Source organism: Acinetobacter qingfengensis, assembly GCF_008693185.1.
GTDB lineage: Bacteria > Pseudomonadota > Gammaproteobacteria > Pseudomonadales > Moraxellaceae > Acinetobacter > Acinetobacter qingfengensis.
In genome coordinates, this window is the sequence record NZ_VXKN01000002.1 from 314,917 (window position 1) to 334,032 (window position 19,116).

Annotated in this window: 15 protein-coding genes and 1 tRNA gene; 5 read left to right on the forward strand and 11 right to left on the reverse strand. The window is 35.7% G+C overall.

Annotated features, from left to right (window positions below):
* Positions 1-467: 467 nt before the first annotated feature.
* The 5 genes from F4V57_RS04000 to F4V57_RS04020 form a co-directional block, all read right to left on the reverse strand.
* A tRNA-Arg gene (locus F4V57_RS04000) sits at positions 468-543 on the reverse strand.
* A gap of 113 nt (positions 544-656) precedes the next feature.
* On the reverse strand, positions 657-1,907 hold the full coding sequence (locus F4V57_RS04005) for a dihydroorotase (protein ID WP_070070599.1): 1,251 nt from the start codon (positions 1,905-1,907) through the stop codon (positions 657-659).
* An 11-nt stretch (positions 1,908-1,918) separates the two neighbouring features.
* Positions 1,919-2,935 (reverse strand): aspartate carbamoyltransferase catalytic subunit, encoded by a 1,017-nt coding sequence (locus tag F4V57_RS04010; protein WP_070070600.1) that lies wholly within the window; start codon positions 2,933-2,935, stop codon positions 1,919-1,921.
* 140 nt (positions 2,936-3,075) lie between these two features.
* The gene (locus F4V57_RS04015; protein ID WP_070070601.1) at positions 3,076-3,768 is read right to left on the reverse strand and encodes a pirin family protein; all 693 of its coding nucleotides are present in this window, start codon (positions 3,766-3,768) and stop codon (positions 3,076-3,078) included.
* Positions 3,769-3,998: 230 nt separating this feature from the next.
* Complete coding sequence (locus F4V57_RS04020; protein ID WP_070070602.1) at positions 3,999-4,355, reverse strand: hypothetical protein; 357 nt, start codon at positions 4,353-4,355, stop codon at positions 3,999-4,001.
* A gap of 238 nt (positions 4,356-4,593) precedes the next feature.
* Between F4V57_RS04020 and rlmKL the strand changes: the two genes are divergently transcribed.
* Positions 4,594-6,798: a bifunctional 23S rRNA (guanine(2069)-N(7))-methyltransferase RlmK/23S rRNA (guanine(2445)-N(2))-methyltransferase RlmL gene (gene rlmKL, locus F4V57_RS04025; protein WP_070070603.1), complete on the forward strand. Its 2,205-nt coding sequence runs from the start codon at positions 4,594-4,596 to the stop codon at positions 6,796-6,798.
* Positions 6,799-7,599: 801 nt separating this feature from the next.
* Here the strand turns inward: rlmKL and F4V57_RS04030 are convergent.
* The 3 genes from F4V57_RS04030 to F4V57_RS04040 form a co-directional block, all read right to left on the reverse strand.
* Positions 7,600-10,239 carry a bifunctional aconitate hydratase 2/2-methylisocitrate dehydratase gene (locus F4V57_RS04030; RefSeq protein ID WP_070070594.1) on the reverse strand — a complete coding sequence of 880 codons (2,640 nt, stop codon included), beginning with the start codon at positions 10,237-10,239 and terminating at the stop codon, positions 7,600-7,602.
* Positions 10,240-10,772: 533 nt separating this feature from the next.
* On the reverse strand, positions 10,773-11,408 hold the full coding sequence (grxB, locus tag F4V57_RS04035; RefSeq protein ID WP_070070593.1) for a glutaredoxin 2: 636 nt from the start codon (positions 11,406-11,408) through the stop codon (positions 10,773-10,775).
* Positions 11,409-11,428: 20 nt separating this feature from the next.
* Positions 11,429-11,713, reverse strand: coding sequence for a putative quinol monooxygenase (locus F4V57_RS04040; RefSeq protein ID WP_070070592.1), 285 nt, complete (start codon positions 11,711-11,713; stop codon positions 11,429-11,431).
* A 160-nt stretch (positions 11,714-11,873) separates the two neighbouring features.
* Here F4V57_RS04040 and F4V57_RS04045 point away from each other — a divergent pair, with 160 nt between their 5' ends.
* On the forward strand, positions 11,874-12,362 hold the full coding sequence (locus tag F4V57_RS04045; protein WP_070070591.1) for a CinA family protein: 489 nt from the start codon (positions 11,874-11,876) through the stop codon (positions 12,360-12,362).
* Here F4V57_RS04045 and F4V57_RS04050 read toward each other — a convergent pair.
* The 3 genes from F4V57_RS04050 to cysD form a co-directional block, all read right to left on the reverse strand.
* A complete protein-coding gene (locus tag F4V57_RS04050; RefSeq protein WP_070070590.1) occupies positions 12,355-12,726 on the reverse strand; it encodes a 5-carboxymethyl-2-hydroxymuconate Delta-isomerase in 372 nt (123 codons plus the stop codon). The genes F4V57_RS04045 and F4V57_RS04050 overlap by 8 nt on opposite strands.
* Before the next feature lie 75 nt (positions 12,727-12,801).
* Positions 12,802-14,430, reverse strand: coding sequence for a sulfate adenylyltransferase subunit CysN (gene cysN, locus F4V57_RS04055; RefSeq protein WP_070070589.1), 1,629 nt, complete (start codon positions 14,428-14,430; stop codon positions 12,802-12,804).
* Between the two features lie 25 nt (positions 14,431-14,455).
* Entirely contained in the window at positions 14,456-15,364 is a 909-nt protein-coding gene (gene cysD / locus F4V57_RS04060) for a sulfate adenylyltransferase subunit CysD (RefSeq protein WP_070070588.1), read from the reverse strand.
* A gap of 612 nt (positions 15,365-15,976) precedes the next feature.
* On the opposite strand from cysD, the gene F4V57_RS04065 reads away from it, so the two are divergent.
* The 3 genes from F4V57_RS04065 to F4V57_RS04075 all read left to right on the forward strand — a co-directional run bounded on the left by F4V57_RS04065 (position 15,977) and on the right by F4V57_RS04075 (position 18,647).
* Positions 15,977-16,408 (forward strand): PAS domain-containing protein, encoded by a 432-nt coding sequence (locus F4V57_RS04065; protein ID WP_070069480.1) that lies wholly within the window; start codon positions 15,977-15,979, stop codon positions 16,406-16,408.
* A gap of 139 nt (positions 16,409-16,547) precedes the next feature.
* Positions 16,548-18,107: a diflavin oxidoreductase gene (locus F4V57_RS04070; protein ID WP_070069481.1), complete on the forward strand. Its 1,560-nt coding sequence runs from the start codon at positions 16,548-16,550 to the stop codon at positions 18,105-18,107.
* Between the two features lie 66 nt (positions 18,108-18,173).
* Complete coding sequence (locus F4V57_RS04075) at positions 18,174-18,647, forward strand: OsmC family protein (RefSeq protein ID WP_070069482.1); 474 nt, start codon at positions 18,174-18,176, stop codon at positions 18,645-18,647.
* The last annotated feature ends 469 nt before the right edge of the window (positions 18,648-19,116 follow it).

A 19,116-nucleotide genomic window follows, 5' to 3' on the forward strand; every position in this document is an offset into this window, starting at 1 on the left:
AAAATATGTTCTTTATAGGGATATAGAAATATTTGAAGTAATAATGTAATAACAAAATATAAGTTATTGTTATGAATGAAGATATCTCATTACATAAGGGTGTATTTTTTTGTAATTTATGGAGTAATATTTTATAAGTTATTGATTTTAATAAGCCTATTCTTTTATAAATACTACATTTTTTCACAGTAATTTCTTACATCAATATTACATGATTTATTACATAAAAAAAATATATAACTATATGATTTAATTTAACTTATATAAAAATATTACTTTATTACATAAAAAATTTGCTAGTCCCATTATATTTTAATTTTACTGATTTTTTCCCATTTGCATATTTATTATCCTAATTTCTTGAATTTAATGGGAATGATATGGGAATAGAATTGATAAAATCACTAATAATATACAGTTGTACAAAAATTTAAGTAATTGATTTTACTATCTAATATTTAAATAAATGGTACGCTCGGCGGGACTCGAACCCACGCCACAGGCTTCGGAGACCTGTACTCTATCCAGTTGAGCTACGAGCGTGTTAAAACTTGGATTGGCTGAATGCACATCATAGGCAAAATTTGCATGAAGGTAAAGAAAACTTCATTATTTGCCAAATATTTGCCTACGATTTAACCATTTTTAAAATAAAACTATTCAGCGATAAAAGTACGTTGTACTGTGCCAGATAAAGTTGATCCCAATAATGGTGTATTTTTACCCTGAGATAAAATATCGGTTTCTGTGACAACCCATGTTTGCTCAGGATTGACCAAAACCCAACCAGCCTGCTGTTGCCAAATTTGCTCAGCATCAAAGATTTTTGCAGCGTGTATAGTAACTTTTTCTACCCATTGTAATGGTTCAAGTACGCCTTCTTTTACCAATTGCACACCTAAAGATACAAAGGTATCAAATGCACTTATACCGGGTAATGTTTCTGAAAATGGTGCCATTTTAGCCGAACTACTTAATGGTTCATGATGAGTACAAATTGCATCAATCACACCAGATTGAATTCCTTCACGCAATAATTGACGATCCTGTTCAGAACGTAATGGCGGACGCACATGAGCCAATGCATTAAAACCATCAATAATCGTATCTGTTAAGTGTAACTGATGCATGGCCACATCGGCTGAAATAGCAAGACCTTTTGCTTTTGCCTGTGCAATCAATTCTACCGAAGCACCACATGACAATAAACCAAAGTGAGCCCGAACCCCTGTTGCTTCAACCATTTGTAAATATTTAGCAATTGCTACAGTTTCTGCTATCGTCGGAATCATTGGCAAGCCCTGACGTGAAGCAATAAAACCTTCATGTACGCAACCGTCTTTTGCAATTTGAGGTTCTTCTGGGTAAAACACCACCGTTAAATCCAGACCAGCCGCATATTCCAATGTACGAATCACCACATCGTCATCAGCAAAAGTAGCATTCGCATTCGATACAGCAATACAACCACCTTTTTTTAATCCTGCCATATTGGCAGGTTGTTTCCCATTAAGCCCCTGAGTTTGTGCGCCGATAATATGTAGATAAATTCCACCATCTTTTAATGCTTTTTCTTGTAAGCCTTGAATTAATGCACCATTGTCCTGAACAATCGGTTTACTGTCAGGTGGTGTCACCACATGCAAAATACCGTTTTTCCGTGCTGCAAGGCCTTCTGATTTTAATGTTCCATGTTGTTGCTGACCAGGTTCACGTAAACGTGCACAAAGATCAAACATGGTAGGGATTAACCATTGGCCTGTACCATCAATATATTCAATCTTTTCATCAGCAATTTGTGCAGCATCAATTAACTGACCATTTTTTAGATAAATCGTACCGATATGATCACTTTGTGTTAAAGGGTTTAAAACACGTATATTTTCAATTTTTATGATTTCATTCATGTTCTATCTCCTTAAATAGCAAGCGCTGCCAATAAGCTTTTTTGCTGCAATTGCCCTTGCATGGATAACGCCAAAACAGCCATACGCACAGCAATACCATTCGTAACCTGTTTTAAAATGACAGATTGTGGACCATCAGCAATGCTTGAAGCAATCTCAACACCACGGTTCATTGGACCAGGATGCATAACAATTGCATTTGGCTTGGCCAATGATAGCCGTTGCTCATTTAAACCATAAAGTTTATAAAATTCAGATTGTGAAGATAATGCAGGCGATTCAATACGTTCATTTTGGATACGTAAAGCAATAATGACATCACAGTCTTTGACACCTTCATCCATATTAGTAAATAAACGCACATCCGGTGCATATTGCTCAAAACCAACGGGTAATAGAGTTTTTGGACCAATGATACGAATATCTTTACAGCCTAGAGTTTGTAAAGCAGCAACATCCGAACGGGCAACTCTGGAATGTTTAATATCTCCAATAATGGCAACACTGATGTCTGAAAATGGTTTTTTTACTTCACGACGGATCGTCAGCATATCCAGCATTGCCTGTGTTGGGTGTGCATGACGCCCATCACCGGCATTGATAATCGCAATATCCGGACAAACAGTCTGGGCAATAAAATGTGCAGCACCAGATGCAGAATGCCTAACCACAAAAATATCTGCAGCCATAGACTGTAAATTCCATAAGGTATCTCGTAATGTTTCACCTTTTGATGTACTTGAACGCGCAATGTCAATATTTAATACATTGGCAGATAAACGTTTTGCAGCAGCTTCAAATGTAGTACGGGTACGAGTGGAATTTTCAAAGAATAGATTCATTACAGTTCGCCCTTCTAGTAATGGCGAGGTAATCAAATTATTATTATCATCAAAAAAGCTTTGTGCGGTATCTAATATCTTGGTTAATGTATCTTTTGGAAGACCTTCAATGGTCAGGAAATGTTTTAAATTTCCTTGTTGGTTCAGCTGAAGTTGGCTCGGCTGATGCAGTGCTGCGATATGCATAATGGATTCCTGTAGGTCGAATCACGAAAACGCCCATAGTTTAGCTGAAAATGATTCTTTTTAGCAGTAACTTGAACAAGTTCACGCATAAAAAATCCCCTAATCGTCACGATTAAGGGATTTTTATGAGAACGCCAATCTTAAGGCTTTGGTAAATCAAACCAGATCATCTGGGAATCTTCCAATGCAATAATTTCTACATCATCAGCAAAAGCCAGTGCATCACCAACACTAACGGTATGTTCAGCAATTTTTAGCATTCCTGAAATCACATGCACATAATTGAGCGCATGTAATTTATTCAATGCCAAATGCTGACCTTTTTGTAATACAGCTGCTGAAATTTCAGTATTTTGACGAATCTTCATTGGCGCATTAGTGCTGGTTCCAGCAATAATATGCCATTGATTAGGGTAATCATGTGGATCTTTGGCAATTTGCTGGTAAGTCGGCTCAGCATCACGCTCATTGGGAATAATCCAGATTTGTAGCAAGTGAACTGCCTCATCCCCTTCATTTCTTTCGCTATGCTGTATGCCTGTACCAGCACTCATCAATTGCCATTCACCAGCTTTAATATCACCATGATTTCCCATACTATCTTTATGTGTAATTGCACCTGATAGTACACATGTTAAAATTTCCATATTGTCATGTGGATGCGTAGCAAAACCACGGTGTGGGGCGATGGTATCATCATTAATCACACGCAAGGCACTGACACCCATATAGTTAGGGTCATACCAACTTGCAAAGGAAAAGCTATGATAAGTATTTAGCCAACCATGTTGTACATGTCCACGATGTTCGCTGCGATGTAAAAAAGCATTCATCACTACACCTCATTATTGATTATTTCTTAATGATCATTATACATTGTTTAATTTTTATATAATCTCTATAAAATGAACTCATCATTCCAAATTTAGAACAATTTATTAACCCTCATAGATTTCTTGCGAAATTCAATATCTTTCTCCACCATAAAGATGAAAAAATAAATACATCCCTCTTCTTTCGCAAGATGCTAAATTCTTTCAATTATTTTAATGCAAAAATTTAATTAACGCAGGAACCCAATATAATGATGTGGGACTTGAGCTTTATAAACCTCTTCCTCAGTAGCCGTTGATCCGGGTTGTAAATCATCTTCAGATTGAGAAAAAGAGAGTTGAGATTGTTCTAGCACAGAATCTGGCTGTGTAGATTGTGAAATAAACTCAGATAATCGTGTTGCGTAATGAAGAAGTTCTGCATCCTGTGTGCTTTGCGCAAGCGTAATAATATATTTTGCATACTCTGGGTTTTGTGCCATGTACATCGCATCAACCACTCGTCCCGAAACTCGTCTTAATCTTGCATAAACTTGTGTTGCAATCGAAAAAAATTCTGCATTTGCAATAAAGCCATGATCAGTCATTGTGCATTACTCCGCGTTTACAAAAAATTTAACCATTACCTTCTGTCATGGTTATTTTGAACTTCTTGAAAAAATTAGCAAAATTAATGCCAGACAAACACTAGACCATTGAAAAACAAGAATTAGTTTGATTTAGATCACACTCTTATATTTTTTTCAGCGATTAAAAAAGCTTTCAATAGCAAAATACGTTAAACTTTACTATCAAAATCTTTTCCATATTTGGTTTATTTAATTTATGAGCAACTCTTCACGTGTAAATAACTATTGGGTGACATGTGCCGATGGTTTAGAAAACTTATTACAAGAAGAAATAGAACAACTTGGTGCAACACTGGTTGAACGCAAAACAGGCCGTCTAATCATTCAGGGAACGCTGGAAATCGCTTACCGAATTTGCATGTGGTCACGTCTGGCATCACGCGTACTGACACCAATTTATCAATATGACATCACACATCAACACGATGCTCGTGATGTTGCTGAAGAGTTATATGAAGCTGCTGTAGAATTTGACTGGTCATTGGTATTCGCTGCACAAAGTACATTTGCCATTAGATTGCATGTTGAACGTGAAATTAAAGTCAATACTCAATTTGCCACATTACGTGTTAAAGATGGTGTTGTCGATAGTTTTATGGAAAGTCAGGGACGCCGCCCAAGTATTGACATCAAACAACCAGAAATTACTTTATATGTACTGGCAGGCAAAGATGCACATCATTTCTGCCTTGATTTATCAGGTGACAGTTTGCATAAACGTGGCTATCGCCGTTATATGACAGATGCACCAATTAAAGAAAATTTAGCTGCAGCCATCTTACAAAAAGCCAGACTAACACAAAAAAAACCTGATTTAATCCTTGATCCAATGTGTGGTTCAGGTACTTTTATTATTGAAGCTCTAATGATTCTGACTGATCGTGCGCCCGGTATGGTACGCCGTTTCGGCTTTAATGGCTGGCATGGCCATGACCATGACCTCTGGCAAAGTATCAAAAAAGAAGCTGTAGAGCGACATTACGCTGCATTGGAACAACCTTTACCCAAGTTTTATGCTTTTGATGCAGACTGGGAAGCAGTAAAAGCCACGCGTAAAAATATTATTGCAGCTGGTTTTGAAGCCATCATTGAAGATATTCAAATTGAAGAACGCGTATTAGGTGACTGGCCAGATTTCCAGTTAACGCCTGATCAAACTGCATTTATTGTGACCAATCCACCTTATGGCGAACGTCTAGGTGATAAAGCATCTAACCGTGCCTTATATCAAGGTTTATCCTTGTTATTACAGGAAAAATTCCCTGAACAATCTGCTGCTATTATCGCTGCACAAATTGAACAGGCTGATGTTTTAGCTTTTCAGAATACCGAAACTTTACGTTTGATGAATGGTAAATTACCAATTTATATCCGTTTTGGTGAAATTAAACCGCTTAGTATTGCTCAACCATTTTTAAGCACGTGGCAAGCTCAACCTGTGGACGTAGAAGGTGCTCAGGATTTTGCAAACCGCTTACAAAAAAATATGACTGCTCTAAAAAAATGGGCAATTAAAGACAATATTTATTGCCTGCGCTTATATGATGCGGACTTACCGGACTTTAATCTGGTTGTCGATCTATACGGTGATAAACTACATGTACAAGAATATGCTCCACCCAAAAAAATTGATCCAGAAAAAGCTAAAAAACGCTTTAACCTTGCATTAGCAGCTGTACGAGCAGTTACCGGATTAAATCGTGAAAACGTCTTTATCAAAACGCGTGCCCGACAGGCTGGCAAAACACAATATGAAAAACAAAGTAGCGCATCCAAACGTTTTATTGTCCGTGAAGGTGATGCCAAATTACTCATTAATTTGACTGATTATCTGGATACAGGTCTATTTCTGGATCATCGCCAAATTCGTTTGCAAATTGCCAAAGAAGCCAAGAATAAACATTTTCTTAACTTATACAGTTATACCTCTACTGCCAGTGTTCATGCCGCTTTGGGGGGTGCAGCAAGTACCACAAGCGTAGATTTATCGAATACCTATTTAAATTGGTCAAAAGAAAACTTTGTTCTGAATGGATTAACTGTCGATCATCCTGATCAGCAACATCAATTTTTTGAAGGCGATTGCTTTGAATGGTTAAAAGAAGGTCACGAACAATACGATTTAATCTTTATTGATCCACCTACCTTTTCAAATTCTAAAAAATTCTATGGAACATTTGACGTTCAGCGCGACCACTTATCCTTGATTAAACGTGCCATGAATCGATTAAGTGGTGAAGGAACCTTATATTTTTCCAATAATTTTAGAGGTTTTGATTTAGATCCTGAAATTTCCGAACGCTTTAAAGTTGAAGAAATTACCCATTGGACTATTGGCCCAGATTTTAAACGTAATCAAAAAATTCATCGGGCGTGGCGTATCCAACACCGCTTTATCTAAAGGATTAAACATGGCGCAATATCATTTGCGCCATGTTTAATCTAATCATTTATTTTTCTGTACCTACCTATACTATAGTTTGTACATTTAATATTCTTTATAACATTTTTATCATTTTAATATCATATTGCTGTAATAATAATTCACACTCAGTTATAGGTGATCAATCACAAATAGTGAAACTAAAATAGATTAATTACTTCAATTTAATTCCAACAATCCATTTAACAAAAATTTAATATTTAACTTAAAATATCAATAGCATTATTTTTTGTAAATATTTAATTATTGCATCAAAATTTAATAAATTATTTTCATTTATTAAGAAATAATCAGTTTGTAATATCGTCATGGTTTTTCCACTTCCAAAACGTAATGGTTTAATAAATTTTAAATTATTTTTTTGATTTTTTAAAACTTAAACTTCGATATTGACGCGATAATTTTGAATCAAAGCAACAAATATTTTCAAATTACGTTTTTGTTTTTCAATTGCAATCATTTACTATCTTAAATGAATGAACATTTTTTCAATGCTTAAATATAGGATTTAAAATCATTAAAAATACCACTATCTATATTAATATTTTTTAAAAATAGAAAAAATATTCAATTATTAATAATGCACATTTTTTTGATTATGGATTAGCGTGATCTAATCACTACAAAATAAAAGCATCTTGTGAAAGTTCTTTTATAGCATACTTAAAAAGATTCAGTTTATTCATTTTAATACTCAAAAAAATAAGGGCTGATTACTCAGCCCTTATCATTACTTAAATTTATTTATATTTCAATCAATCAGGTTAACTGTGCAGCCTGAATTTTTTTGGTATCCACATTTTCAGCAGCATTTGTATATTCACTCATTTGATCGAAGTTCAAATATTTGTAAATATCTGATGCCATACTATCAATTTGAGATGCGTATTGTTGATACTCTTCTGGTGTTGGTAATTTACCTAATACCGCAGCTACAGATGCTAATTCAGCAGATGCCAGATAAACATTTGCACCCTGACCTAAACGGTTTGGGAAGTTACGCGTAGAGGTAGAAACAACAGTCGTATTTGGTGCAACACGTGCTTGGTTACCCATGCACAGCGAACAGCCTGGCATCTCAGTACGAGCACCAGCCTTACCATAAATATTGAAGAAACCTTCTTCCATTAGTTGATGCTCATCCATACGTGTTGGAGGTGCTAGCCATAAACGAGTCGACAATGAACCGCTTGGAACTTTGTCTAGTAATTTACCAGCAGCACGGAAATGACCGATATTGGTCATACATGAGCCGATAAATACTTCATCAATTTTTACACCCTGTACATCGGATAATAATTTAGCATCATCCGGATCGTTTGGACAGCAAAGTACAGGTTCAGTAATTTCCGACAAGTCGATTTCATAGACTTTAGTGTATTCAGCATCAGCATCCGCTTTCAACAATTCAGGGTTTGCCAACCATTTTTCCATGTTTTCAATACGACGAGCCATTGTACGCGCATCGCCATAACCTTGTGAAATCATCCACTTCAACATGGTAATGTTAGAACGTAAATATTCAGCAACTTTTTCTTCAGAAAGTGTAATTGCACAACCGGCAGCAGAACGCTCAGCAGAAGCATCTGACAATTCAAAGGCTTGTTCAACTGTCAATTCTGTTTCCATTTCTGTCAAATCAATTTCCAGAATTCGGCCAGAGAAGATATTTTTCTTACCTTTCTTCTCAACAGTCAAATCACCTTCCTTGATTGCATAATAAGGAATTGCATGAACAAGGTCACGCAAGGTAATTCCCGCTTGCATTTTGCCTTTAAATTTCACCAATATAGACTCTGGCATATCCAATGGCATTACACCAGTTGCTGCTGCAAATGCAACCAGACCAGAACCGGCAGGGAAAGAAATACCAATAGGGAAACGAGTATGCGAGTCACCACCTGTACCAACAGTATCAGGAAGTAACATACGGTTTAACCATGAATGGATAATACCATCACCCGGACGTAAAGATACGCCTCCACGGTTCATGATGAAATCTGGCAATGAATGCTGCATTTGCACATCAACTGGCTTTGGATACGCTGCTGTGTGGCAGAAAGACTGCATTACAAGATCCGCAGAAAAACCTAAACAAGCCAGATCTTTTAACTCATCACGTGTCATTGGGCCTGTAGTATCTTGAGAACCTACAGTAGTCATTTTTGGTTCACAATAAGTACCCGGACGAATACCTTTGCCTTCCGGTAAACCACAGGCACGACCAACCATTTTTTGTGCCAGTGTATAGCCAGTACCCGTATCTTCTGGTTGTTTTGGATGACGGAATAATTCAGACGGTGCTAGACCGAGTTCTTCGCGTGCTTTGGTTGTCAAACCACGACCAATGATCAGGTTAATACGGCCACCCGCACGGACTTCGTCTAAAAGCACAGGAGTTTTCAATTCAGACTCAGCAATAAGCTCACCATCTTTATATGCTGTCACTTTTGCTGCTGCATGGTCTACTTTAAGAACGACTTCATCACCCATGTTCATGTTTGATACGTCAATCTCAACCGGTAAAGCCCCTGCATCTTCCATAGTGTTAAAGAAAATTGGAGCAATTTTACCACCCAGACATACCCCACCATCTTTTTTGTTTGGAATATGTGGGATGTCATCACCAAAGAACCAAAGGACTGAGTTGGTGGCAGATTTACGAGAAGAACCTGTACCAACAACATCTCCAACATAAGCAACCTGATTACCTTGGGCAATCAAATCTTTAATCTGGTTCAATGGTCCAACTTCACCTGGTTTTTCAGGATGAATACCATCACGTTCGTTTTTAAGCATTGCATTGGCATGCAATGGAATATCCGGACGACTCCATGCATCTTGTGCAGGTGATAAGTCATCGGTATTGGTTTCGCCTGTCACTTTAAACACAGTGATTTTAATTTCTTCAGGAACATCTGGACGAGAGGTAAACCACTCAGCATCAGCCCAAGACTGTAATACAACTTTGGCGTTTTCATTACCTGCTTTGGCCTTATCTGCTACATCATGGAATGCATCAAATACAAGTAATGTTTTTTTCAGCGCTTCAGCAGCCAAACCACCTAATTCAGCATCTTCAAGTAATTCAACCAGTGGGGCAACGTTATAACCACCAAGCATAGTACCAAGTAATTCAACAGCACGTTGTTTGGTTACTAATGGCGAAGTTGCTTCTCCTTTAGCAACAGCAGCCAAGAAAGCAGCTTTTACATAAGCTGCTTGGTCAACACCAGCAGGAACACGATTTTCAAGCAAATCAACAAGAAATGCCTCTTCACCAGCAGGTGGGTTTTTTAATAACTCAACCAGATCAGCTGTTTGGACATCATCAAGTGGCTTCGGCGGGACTCCGAGTGCGGCACGTTCTTCAACGTGTTGGCGGTAAGCTTCTAGCACGGTGTTTTTCCTCTTTTTTAAAAATTACCCATGATTTCTCGCTTCATGCGTACACAGATAATATGAACTTGTGAAATTTTACTAAATTTCGGTCTGAATGTTAATGCAAGCAGTGTACTTAAAAAATGATGTTCATTATTTTTTAAAAAAATACTTTGCACTATTTTGTTTACGCTGATATAGCTCAAATGACTACGATATTATATGCAGATCTACACATTGCTTGCCTATTCAACTTTAGATAGTTTATGTTATTTATTTGATTTTCATGGATTTTATGAAAGCATTCTTTGTAAGCAATCATTTCTCTTTTTTAAATTTTGTCGGTTTTTTGGCTATTTATTATAAAAATAGTTTTTAAAAGAAATGTTATTCTGAAAAATAGTCTTATTTTTTGATCAAAATTAATAGGAGTACCAAAATAATACTCCTATTATTAAGCTCTTGAAAAAAAGTATTTACAATCGCCCAATTATTCTTCACATGGCGTCTTTAGACATACAAAAATTTTATTTAATCCAAAAGTTTTGCATTTAAATTGCCTGATCGTAAAGCAAGTCTATCTGTGCTTTGTCACTTAAATTTTCGATATATGCTTGTGTTTGTGAACCAAATTCGATGTCTTTTACAATGGTTAATGATCGCAATAAAGGTAGTAACTTAAAATCATCAATATCTATTCCCTGCCTTTCGGCAATGATCGGTTCCAAAAGTTGTAATTGTTGATTGACTGGGGCAAGATATTGTTCGGTATTAGCAATTAAAACTTCAATATCACCAAAAGCTTGTGTTTCTCTGTCAAGATAAGCTTGCCGTGCTTCAGGTGTTGAAAGTTCCTTGAAATTACCTTTAGTAAATCGGGGAACAACCAAATAAAAGATATCGTTTGCAGTGTCCTTAATCCATTCATCTACCTTGTTATTTTTACTTTCTGTAGCAAATCGTGGCTTATCCAGTTCATCCAGATATTTGACAATATCCAGACTTTCTATCAGGTACTCCCCATTGTCTTTTTGCAAAATCGGAACAACTTTTTTACCGACCATCGAAATTGGTGTTTCAGCATCACCTTCCATAATGACCTGATACTGCATATTCAGATTTTTTAACCCTGAAATCATGCGTGTACGCAAACAAAATGGACAATGTTCATAAATAAAAAGTTTCATTAATGCCTCAATTTTTCAGGTTATTCATTGATGTATTTTAAAATGACCACGTCTTCACTAAATAACTGCGATGCCTGATTCAGAAATGATAAAAAATGTTCAGTTTGATTATGAAATTCAATCGCTGCATCGTCTTTCCAGTGTTCAATTAAAGTATAGTGATGTGGTGTAAAAACATCCTGAGCAAGTTGATAATGCACATTTCCGGGTTCTTTTTGGCTTTGACTAACCAGATGGGTCATCAATGTCCTAAAATTACTTTCTTGTTCTGGCTTTACAGTAAAAAATACATTTAAAATAATCATAACTTATATACTTTATCTTAGAACTCAACAGATAATTTTATTACAATCCAATTGAAATGAGTTTTCTAGCAATTTTATGTTTCATTAGGTTACCCATTCAGAAATCAATATCTTTAAGCAAGATCAACTTTACTATCTTAAAAAAATCAGAGATTAAACAATGTTAAAACAATGCTGTGATTATCTGCAACAACATCAACTTACCATTGCCTTTATTGAAAGTGCCAGTTCTGGTTATCTCAGCAGTCAGTTTTCCATCTACAAAAATAGTGGTGCAAACATTCTACTTGGCGGGTTGGTCAGTTATGATCCCAGCATTAAAATTAATATACTAAAAATAGACCCTTTTTTAATTAAAAACTATAGTGCAGAATCTGCGCAAGTCACTGATGCAATGGCGATACAAGGAAAAAAATTATTTTCTCAGGCAGATGTAATTGTGGCATGTACCGGATTATTAAAATCCGGTGGCAGCGAATCAATAGAAAAACCAGAAGGTACGTTCTTTATTACAATTTTATATCAACAGCACATTCACTCGTTCCGATATTTTATCGCAGGTTCTGTACTTGATCGGCTAAATCAGCTCACTGAATATGTTGCCCAAGACCTGCTGAATGTGATTTCTAATTCATCAGATTTTAATTGAGATTAAGTTTTGTTTTGATATAAAACTCTCTATCCATTTCAATAAGCTCTACACACAATTGCAGTTCCAGTTGATCGGCATTGAAAAATTTGTATTGTTTTAATCTCTGCATTACGCATTCGCTAATCTTTTGTTTTTGTTCGAATGTTCTACCTGATAACAAATGAATTTTAACATGAATATAGGCTTGATGATGATTTCCTGATCCAATCACAAAATCATCATCTATACGTAATCGTGATTTGATTTCATCAATATGAGCCACACTTCCCGAAGCAAACAGTGCATGATTAAGCTCAGTCAATAAATCAATAGCATCAATATTTTTAAGATTTGCGGATTGTTCAACAATAATATGCGGCATTGATATGCTCCTGATAGCGATATAAAAAACCCGATACATTAAGCATCGGGTTAAATTTATGAGTTGATCTAAAACTTACAGTTGAACAAGTTGCTGAATTTTTTGTACTGCCGCATCAAGTGTTGTAGCATCAATACTGGAATCCGCGAAATTAATTTGATCAACAATAATTGTCAGGCCTGTTTCACGCAATAAATCTACTTGCTGTGCATCAAGACCAGCTTTTGCCAAAGCAACGATACCATTGTCAAGTAAAGCACGTTCCAATTGCTGTGCCTGCTTAAAGATGTCAGCATTGACTGCAAGTACTGCAGGTTTTTGACCTAAACGAGCTGCACGTTCTTCACTACTTACAGCTTGTGTACTATTAGAAATCTGAGCGGTATCTTCAATCATCGCCGCCCCAACTGTTACATTGCTTAGACGATCAATAAAGATAAATGCACCGGTATGACGACTATCTTTATAATTATCAAATACAATTGGACGGTCAAACTCAACAAGAATATCCGCAATTGCATTCAATTCCAGTTGTTCCGCAGCAACTTTTTCCAATGTATTGACATCAACACGGTAATTAATATCCGTCACTTTGGCAGGTACACTTTGTACACCAACTTTAACGTTATAAAGCTTACCTTTGACTAAAGGTTGTTCATTCATCCAGACAACCGTCGCACGTACTGCACGGGAAACCTGTGGTAATGCGTATGAGTGAACCAGCATATCGCCACGGCTGATATCAATCTCATCATTTAAAGTCACTGTAACTGCCTGGCCCACAAACGCATGGTTTAGATTACCATCATACGTTACGATCTCTTTAATGGTACTTTTCTTACCGGATGGTAATGCAACGACTTCATCACCGACATTCACAGAACCTAATGCAATTGTTCCAGCAAAACCACGAAAATCCAGATTTGGACGATTAACATACTGTATAGGCAAACGGAAATCTTTTTTCTTGGTATCGTGATTAATCTGCACACTTTCCAAAATCTGCATTAAAGTTTGACCTTGATGGTCCGATGAAAAATACCATGGTGTATTTTCTGACGGATTAACCACATTGTCGCCATTTAAAGCGGAAATTGGAACAAAGCGAATATCAGATGGTGTACGGTCACCCAATTGTTTAACAAAATCAAAATAGTCTGCCTGAATTTCCTTAAATTTTTGCTCAGAAAATTCCACTAGATCCATTTTATTAATGGCAACGACAATATTACGAATACCCAAAAGCGCAGAAATAAATGTATGACGGCGAGTTTGAGTTTGTACACCATAACGTGCATCAATCAAAATAATTGCCAGATCACAAGTTGAGGCACCTGTTGCCATATTACGGGTATATTGCTCATGTCCCGGTGTATCGGCAATGATGAATTTACGCTTTTCTGTTGAAAAATAACGATACGCAACATCAATGGTAATTCCTTGTTCACGTTCGGCCTGTAAACCATCGACCAGTAATGCAAGGTCAATCTTCTCGCCTTGAGTCCCTACTTTTTTACTGTCACGCTGTACTGCTTCAAGCTGATCTTCATAGATCATTTTTGAATCGTGCAATAAGCGGCCAATTAACGTACTCTTACCATCATCGACATTACCGCAAGTCAGGAAACGGAGTAAGTCTTTTTGTTCATGCTGTTTAAGATACGCCAAAATATCCTGGCTAATCAGCTCGGATTGATGAGACATGCTGCTGCTCCACCTAAATTAGAAACTAAAAATAACCTTCTTGCTTTTTCTTTTCCATTGACCCGGCTTCATCGTGGTCAATCATACGTCCTTGACGTTCAGAACTTGTCGTTAACAACATTTCCTGAATAATGTCTGGCAAGGTATCTGCTTCAGATTCTACAGCCCCTGTTAATGGATAACAGCCCAAAGTACGGAAGCGTACCGACTTCATTTCCGGTACTTCTCCCTCTTTTAAGCGGAAACGTTCATCATCAACCATAATTAAGGTACCATTACGTTCTACAACAGGTCGTTTGGCAGCATAATATAATGGCACAATTGGAATTTGCTCAAGATAAATGTATTGCCAAATATCTAACTCTGTCCAGTTTGATAATGGAAAAACACGAATACTTTCACCCTGATTTACTTTACCATTGTAAATATTCCACAATTCCGGACGCTGATTTTTAGGATCCCAGCGATGTTTACTGTCACGGAAAGAATATACACGTTCCTTGGCTCTGGATTTTTCTTCATCACGGCGGGCACCACCGAATGCTGCATCAAATTTATATTTATCCAGTGCCTGTTTTAGCGCCTGTGTTTTCATGATATCAGTATATTTAGAACTTCCCTGATCGAATGGATTGATATTTTGTGCAACCCCTTCAAGATTTTTATATTCGATCAATTCCAATCCAAGCTTTTTTACCATTGCATCACGGAAAGTAATCATTTCCTTGAATTTCCAACCGGTATTAACATGCATAAGTGGAAATGGAGGTTTAGCCGGATAAAATGCCTTCATGGCTAAATGAAGCATCACTGCTGAATCTTTACCAATAGAATACAGCATTACTGGATTATCGAATTCAGCTGCGACTTCCCGGATAATTTGAATACTTTCAGCTTCAAGCTGTTTGAGATGGGTTAATCTTTCATCAGACATTGCAGACCCTGGCTATAACGATGGTAAATTTCAGCTCAGCATTCTAACATAGAATGAAGTAACTTTTTGATAACTAGATCAATCTGATTTTTAGAAATCTAAATACAGATTAAGTTTTATGAAATATTTAGATATATTAATAAACTAGTATTCTTATAATTTTTTATCATTAGCTTATGAAAAATATGACTATTGATGCACCTGATTAACAATAATTTAAGATTTGGACACTTCTATTTACTTTTTTTGCTTTATAATCGAGATGAATATTGTGTTATTTTCAGCAAAATTTAGCTTAAAATTCCCCTAACCTGTCTATAAAATATAGTTTTACAAACAAAAATACTTATCACAACATTTGTTTTCATACTTTTTCCATAAAATTGTATTGATAATTATTTACAAATATCTTTATAAATCTATTGTACTAATTCTCATAATAATGTATTTTAAATATACCTTTTAATAATTCACAAATGAAAGGTTTGGCTTACAAAATTTATATTACTGATTTTAAATTATTTTATTATTACAATTAAGGCAAATCAGTTAAAAAAATCCAGTTCGCCAAAATATAATTTTATTCTTCATTCCATATCGGAGTATCTCAATATGACACAACAGCAAATTCCTACAGATGATGTTTTACTTAATGCAGTCCAAAATACTTTGGTGATTTCTACTACCGATTTACAAGGGGTGATTACTTATGCCAATGAACTATTTTCAACATTAACCGGATATAGCAACGAAGAATTGGTCGGTCAACCGCATAACATCGTTCGCCACCCTTCTGTACCAAAAGAAGTATATAAAGATTTATGGGATACCATTCAAGCCGGTAAAATCTGGACAGGTATTGTTCCCAATGTTGGTAAAGGCGGTGTGGTATATGTTGTTGATACCACGGTTCAGCCTTTATTTGACGATCAAGGTGAGATTACCGGTTATATCAGTGTTCGCCGTGTTGTAAATGATTTATTTAATAATTATGAAGCCATTGAACAGGCAAAAGAAGTATTTGACGACTACTACGACAAATAATAAGCCATTGCTTAAAAACTATTGGGCAGCAAATCTTATTGATCTCTGCTCAATTTATTTTCAATATTTGATTTGATATAAATTTCGCCAAAAACATCGCTAATACGTTTAATATTTTCAGGATCAATCCAGAGATATCATGAGTAATCCAATTTATAGTATTTTTATCGCTTATGGTTCCGAGTCGGGTCATGCCGAGTCACTGGCTTATCAACTCTATCAACAGGATTTTTTACAGTCTTATGATCTTTCTATTGCAACTTTAAACGACATAGACATTGCAAATATTCATCAAAATAGCTTGTTAATCATCATTACAAGCACTTTTGGTGATGGTGAAGCACCAGAAAATGCAGAGGATTTTCTGAATAAACTAGAATTATTTGATCGTCTGCCCTTTCGTTACAGTATTTTTGCTTTGGGCGATGCCAGTTATGATCATTTTTGTGGTTATGGTAAACAGCTTGATCAAATCTTTCAAGAAAAACAGGCACAAACTCTCATTCAGCGTGTTGATGCGGATTTAAATTTTCAGGATATTTTTAATCAATGGCAACCATTGTTGCAGCAAAGTTTATCCAATCTTCCCAGCGAACCGGTACAGCATAATTTATCAATTCAAGTGTATAACGAAAACTCAACCTATACCGCCAAAGTATTAGAGATCAAACATCTGGCGCAATCCGAGCCTGCGGTATTTCATCTGACACTCGATTTACAAAACAGTGGGATACGTTATCAGGCAGGCGATTTATTATATGTCAATGTCGATAATCCCGATGATTTATTGGCCCTGTATGCACAATGGTTTAATGATGCTCAAGCAACTGTTGTACTTAAAAATAAAGAGCTTCGAGTTCTCAACAAAAATGTATTACGTGCAATTGCCAAACTTTGCCAACACGAACATTTAAAAGAATTACTCAAAATTTCAAATAAAAAAGCTTTGGAAGAATATTTATATGTGCATGATTTACTTGATGTATTACAGGATTTTGATACAGAAAAACATATTCAATTGAATGAACTGGTGGAAATTTTGGCAAATCGAACAGCTCGTGCCTATTCCATTAGTTCTTGTGGAAAAACCCATACTGAGGCTGTAGATTTGTGCATACGCCAAGTTGGCTATCATCATCAGCAACGTGATTATCAAGGGATCACCAGTTGCTATCTTGCCAATTTAAAACCGGATAATCAGGTTTCGGTATTTGTGCGCTCCAATCCAAATTTTCATTTACCAGAAAACATCAATGCACCTATTATCATGATTGGTGCAGGTACAGGCATTGCTCCATTTATCGGTTTTTTACAATTTATTGAACAATATACGCCATCGACCAACAGTTATTTATTCTTTGGCGAACGCTATCGTCAGCATGATTTTTTATATGAAACCGAGTTAAATCAATATCTGGCAGCAAATGTACTGAATGGCTTATTCACAGCCTTTTCACGAGATCAAACTGAAAAATATTATGTTCAAGATGCACTTCTGGATCAGGCAGAACTGGTTTGGCAATTGCTGGAACAAGGTGCGTATATTTATGTCTGTGGTAGCAAAAACATGGGGAAAGCTGTAGATGAGAGCCTGATTTATATTGCCGAACATATAGGTCAACAAACCTATGTAGATGCCTTTAATAATATTATTGCCAATCTGGTGAGTCAGGGACGTTTGTTGAAAGATTTATATTAAATTTTACCCACTTAATCCATGAAATAATGTATCGCTGATCATTTTATCCAATCAAAAGGTTAAATCATGAAACAACATCTATATCGATCAAAAATTGAATGGACAGGAAATAGTGGGTTAGGAACTAAAAATTATACAAGTTATCAAAGAAGCCATAATATTATTATCGCAAATAAACCCATAATTCAAGGTTCTTCTGATCCTGCTTTTCGAGGAGACAATACCAAACACAATCCAGAAGATCTTTTTCTCTCATCAATCTCTTTTTGTCATATGCTGTGGTATTTACATTTTTGTTCAATCAATCATATTATCGTGGAGGAATATACAGATATTGCCGAAGGCATTATGTTGGAAGAAAATGATGGCAAAGGATACTTTAAAGAAATAATACTTCATCCAAATGTAATCGTTAAAACTGAAGAAATGATTAAATTAGCAAATGAACTACATGAAAAAGCAAATGAATATTGTTTTATAGCAAACTCATTAAACGTTCCTGTAAAACATCTTTCAAAAACTACTGTAAAAAACCATTAATTTAAATAAATTATATATTTTCAAAAGGATAGTAATAACAGTATTGAATAAATATAGTTTTATGATGATTTAATATGACAATATAAAAACTTGGCTTATACGATTTTTCTAAAAAATACCGCATCATTATAGATTGCGGTACGCTGAAAAATTCTGTTTTAATTATTGTTAATTTTTATTCATTACATAAAAATGTGGTTTCAATAATAATATTTAAATCACATTTTACAGTAATAGAGATAAGCTAAAATAACGATTTCGATACTCACTTGATCCCGCTTCATTTTACATTTATTTAAATTCATCTGAAGTGTTAATAATCAAACAAAATTTATCTTGAATAAATCTCATTATTTTTATGATAAAATGATTTAATTTCATGTAAAATAATTTTTGAATTAAATGTCATCTAATATTGACAACTTACATTAATCTATTCAAATCCCTGTATTTTTCTATTCCAGAGTTT